Below are 3,820 nucleotides of genomic sequence, written 5' to 3'. Positions count from 1 at the left end.
GCCAGGTTCAGTGCTACGCAATAGGTCAGTTAGGCTTCCAATCCGTTCCAGTCCACAGAGGCAAGGACGCCCGAACCAGCAAGAGCCGATTCGGGCGTTAGGGTGTTGACCGCGTGACATGCAGTTTGGTTTTACTGCTATTGCACCTGTACCTGCACCTGCCCACGGGTGGGCGACACTTCAACGTGTGCATGCATTTTTTCTACGCCGCCACCATGGCGCATGCCGCGTACCGGGCAAGCGTCGAGGTAATCCAAACCCACCGCCAACTTCAGGTGCCGCTCGGCACGGGTCAGGCAGTTGGTTACGTCAAAGCTGTACCAGGCGTCGTCCAGCCAGGCTTCGGCCCAGGCGTGGCTGGCCAGGTGGTCGCTGCTGTCGGTGTACAGGTAGCCAGACACATAACGCGCCGGCACGCCCAGGCTGCGGGCGCAGGCGATAAAGGCGTGGGTTTGGTCCTGGCACACGCCCTTGCCGCTGGCGAAGGCTTCGGCGGCACTGGTTTTTACGTCAGTGGAGTCCGGCACATAACGGATATGGGCGTTCAGGCGGTTCATCAAGTCGATCATGCACGTGCGGTCACGGCGGTTGCTGCATTGCGCTTGGGCGAAGTCGCGCAGGGCCGCGTCGGCTTCAGTCAAACGGGTGGTGCGCAGAAACGGTAACGGCGATTGCTCTTCGTGCTCGCACTCGCGGTTTTCGTCGATTTCAACCTGGCCGCGGGCGCCGAGAATAATGCTTTCATGCGGCTCATCCATGGTCAGTACATGGAGGATATTGCCGTACGGATCGACCTGCGCACGCACCGGGCGCGGCAGGTTGAGCTCCCAACTGATCACCTGCTGACGCTCGCTGTCGTGCGGGGTCATGCGCAGGTATTGGATGCTGTTACGCACCTGATCTTCGTAGTGATAGGTGGTGTCATGGCTGATCGAGAGTCTCATGCGACCTCCAGGTAAGACGCTTGAATGCTTTGGCCTAGCTGGCGCACCAGTAGGATGAAATCGGTGAGCCAGCCGTGCAGGCCTTCGTCGAGCACTTCGTTAATGCTGGTATAGCGCAACCGCGCTTCCAGCTCCGCCGCCAGGCGCTGGGCCGGACGACCGTTATCGCCGGGCAGGCTGGCGAGCATCAGGTTCAGCTCGTCCATGCACGAGCGCAGCGAACGGGGTACATCAGCACGTAGCAACAACAGCTCCGCCACCTTGCGGGTGTTGGGCGAGCCACGGTAGATCTCGGCGAAGGCTTCAAAAGAAGACAACGCGCGCAGCAAAGCGGTCCATTGGTAATAGCTGCGGGCTGGGCGACCGTCGTTTTCGTCGATGTCTTCGCCAAGCATTTCGTAGCGGGCATCAAGCAAACGCAGGGTGTTGTCGGCGCGTTCGAGAAAGGTGCCCAAGCGGATAAAGCGGTAGGGGTCGCCACGCATAATGGTGCCGAAAGTGGCGCCGCGGAACAGGTGGTTACGCTCCTTGGCCCACTCGCAGAAACGGCTGATGCCGTAGCGGCCCAGGCCCTGCTCGGCAATGCCGCGAATTTCCAGCCAGGTGGCGTTGATGTTTTCCCACATATCGGCGGTGATCCGCCCGCGCACGGCGTGGGCGTTGGTGCGTGCTGCTTGCAGGCAGCAATAGATGCTCGCCGGGTTTTCTGAATCCAGGGCAAAAAAGTGCAACATGCGCTCGGCATGCAGCGGGCCATGGCGTTCGAGGTATTCGTCCAGCGTGCCGGTAATCAGCAACGGCAGCGCCAACTCTTCCAAGCCATTGTCGCGCCCGTCTTGCGGCATCAACGACAGCGAGTAACTCACTTCCAGCATGCGTGCGAGGTTCTCGGCACGCTCCAGGTAGCGCGACATCCAGTACAGGTCAGAGGCAGTACGGCTCAGCATAATTAGTCCTCCACCACCCAGGTGTCTTTGGTGCCACCGCCTTGCGACGAGTTCACCACCAGCGAGCCTTCTCGCAGCGCCACGCGGGTCAAGCCGCCGGGCACTACACGGGTGTCTTTGCCGGAGAGCACAAAGGGGCGCAAATCGATATGGCGCGGGGCGATGCCGTTTTCCACAAAGGTTGGGCAGGTCGACAGGCACAGGGTTGGCTGAGCGATATACGCCTCAGGCCGGGCGATTAAACGCGCGCGGAAGTTTTCGATTTCCGCCTTGCTTGCCGCCGGGCCCACCAACATGCCGTAACCACCGGAGCCTTGGGTTTCTTTGACCACCAGTTGCTCGAGGTTGGCCAGCACGTGCTGCAATTCCACCGGCTTGCGGCACTGGAAGGTCGGCACGTTTTTCAGAATGGGCTCTTCGTCGAGGTAGAAGCGGATCATCTCGCCGACATAGGGATAGATAGATTTGTCGTCCGCCACCCCAGTGCCGATGGCGTTGGCCAGCACCACATTGCCGCTGCGGTAAGTCGACAACAGGCCCGGCACACCGAGCATCGAGTCGGGGTTGAACGCCAACGGATCAAGGAAGGCATCGTCCAGACGGCGGTAGATCACATCCACCTGTTTGGCGCCGGCGGTGGTGCGCATAAAGACCTTGTCGTCACGCACAAACAGGTCGGCACCTTCCACCAGTTCCACGCCCATTTCCCGGGAGAGGAAGGCGTGTTCAAAGTAAGCGCTGTTGTAACGCCCTGGCGTTAGCACCACCACCGTGGGGTTATCCAACGGGCTGGAGCTTTTTAGGGTATCGAGCAACAGGCTCGGGTAATGGTCGATGGGCAATACGCGCTGGGCGGCAAACAGCTCCGGGAACAGGCGCATCATCATCTTGCGGTCTTCGAGCATGTAGCTCACGCCGCTGGGGGTACGCAGGTTGTCTTCGAGCACGTAGTAAGTGCCATCGCCATCGCGCACCAGGTCGACCCCGGAGATATGCGCATACAGATCGCGGTGCAGGTTCAAGCCCTGCATCGCCAACTGATAGCCCTCGTTGGCCAGCACCTGCTCAGCCGGCACGATGCCGGCCTTGATAATGCGTTGGTCGTGATAGAGGTCGGCGAGAAACATATTTAACGCCTGCACCCGCTGGATGCAGCCGCGTTCAACTATCCGCCACTCACTGGCCGGAATACTGCGCGGGATGATATCGAAGGGAATAAGACGCTCGGTGCCCTGGTCGTCGCCGTACAGGGTGAACGTGATACCTGCTCGGTGGAACAGCAGGTCTGCTTCGCGGCGGCGCTGGGCCAATAGCTCATCCGGGGTATCCGCCAGCCAACGGGCGAATTCTCGGTAATGCGGACGGCATTCGCCGTTCGCCAGGTACATCTCGTCATAAAAGGTGCGGGTCATGCCGTACTCCTTGTCACCCGGACGTGCATAACTATTGCAAACCCCGAGCCATCCGTCTTATTCGTTATAAATCAAATACTTGCAAATAAGACCCAGCTGTAACGCACCAATAACGCGCATTCCCTGGGCCGCTGTGCGCGGCCACGCCCTGTTGCGCGGCAACCGCTGGCGAAGGCGAGACAAGCGCCTGTGCAGCCTGTTTCCCTATGACCAGCATAGCCAGAGTTGATTTCAACAAAATACCAGTGCCCCAGATAATTGCGCCCATCGCGCCGTCGGCCATGCTGCCCCAAGCCTGTCGACCGCGCTGTAGCTCATGGCCCACAAGGCCCGCGATTGTTCCTGACTTGGCCGACTCCTTTACGGCCATCCGCTCCAGACCGCCCACCAGGCGGTCTTTTTTTGCCCGCGATTGCCCTGCCACCGTCGTCCCCGCGAACGACGCTGATCATCAGGAAAACGCGAGTTGCAGCCAGCGCCGATAAAACCCTTCCGCCACCTGATTCAGTGCCGCCAC

4 protein-coding genes are annotated in these 3,820 nt (G+C 60.3%); all 4 read right to left on the bottom strand.

The annotated features are described in order from the left end of the window. Nucleotides 1–137: 137 nt before the first annotated feature. A complete protein-coding gene (locus tag AAAB16_RS00695) occupies nt 138–944 on the bottom strand; it encodes a transglutaminase family protein (protein ID WP_340661599.1) in 807 nt (268 codons plus the stop codon). Then, nucleotides 941–1,891, bottom strand: a complete 951-nt coding sequence (locus tag AAAB16_RS00690) for an alpha-E domain-containing protein (protein ID WP_110617852.1) — start codon at nt 1,889–1,891, stop codon at nt 941–943. The genes AAAB16_RS00695 and AAAB16_RS00690 overlap by 4 nt, the downstream gene beginning before the upstream one ends. A gap of 2 nt (nt 1,892–1,893) precedes the next feature. Then, complete coding sequence (locus AAAB16_RS00685) at nt 1,894–3,303, bottom strand: circularly permuted type 2 ATP-grasp protein (RefSeq protein ID WP_110617851.1); 1,410 nt, start codon at nt 3,301–3,303, stop codon at nt 1,894–1,896. A 64-nt stretch (nt 3,304–3,367) separates the two neighbouring features. Beyond that, a complete protein-coding gene (locus tag AAAB16_RS00680) occupies nt 3,368–3,586 on the bottom strand; it encodes a hypothetical protein (RefSeq protein WP_340661598.1) in 219 nt (72 codons plus the stop codon). Nucleotides 3,587–3,820: the final 234 nt, after the last annotated feature.

It is taken from the genome of Pseudomonas sp. (assembly GCF_037994325.1).
Taxonomy (GTDB): domain Bacteria; phylum Pseudomonadota; class Gammaproteobacteria; order Pseudomonadales; family Pseudomonadaceae; genus Aquipseudomonas.
This window is presented reverse-complemented; position numbering and strand designations above follow the sequence as displayed.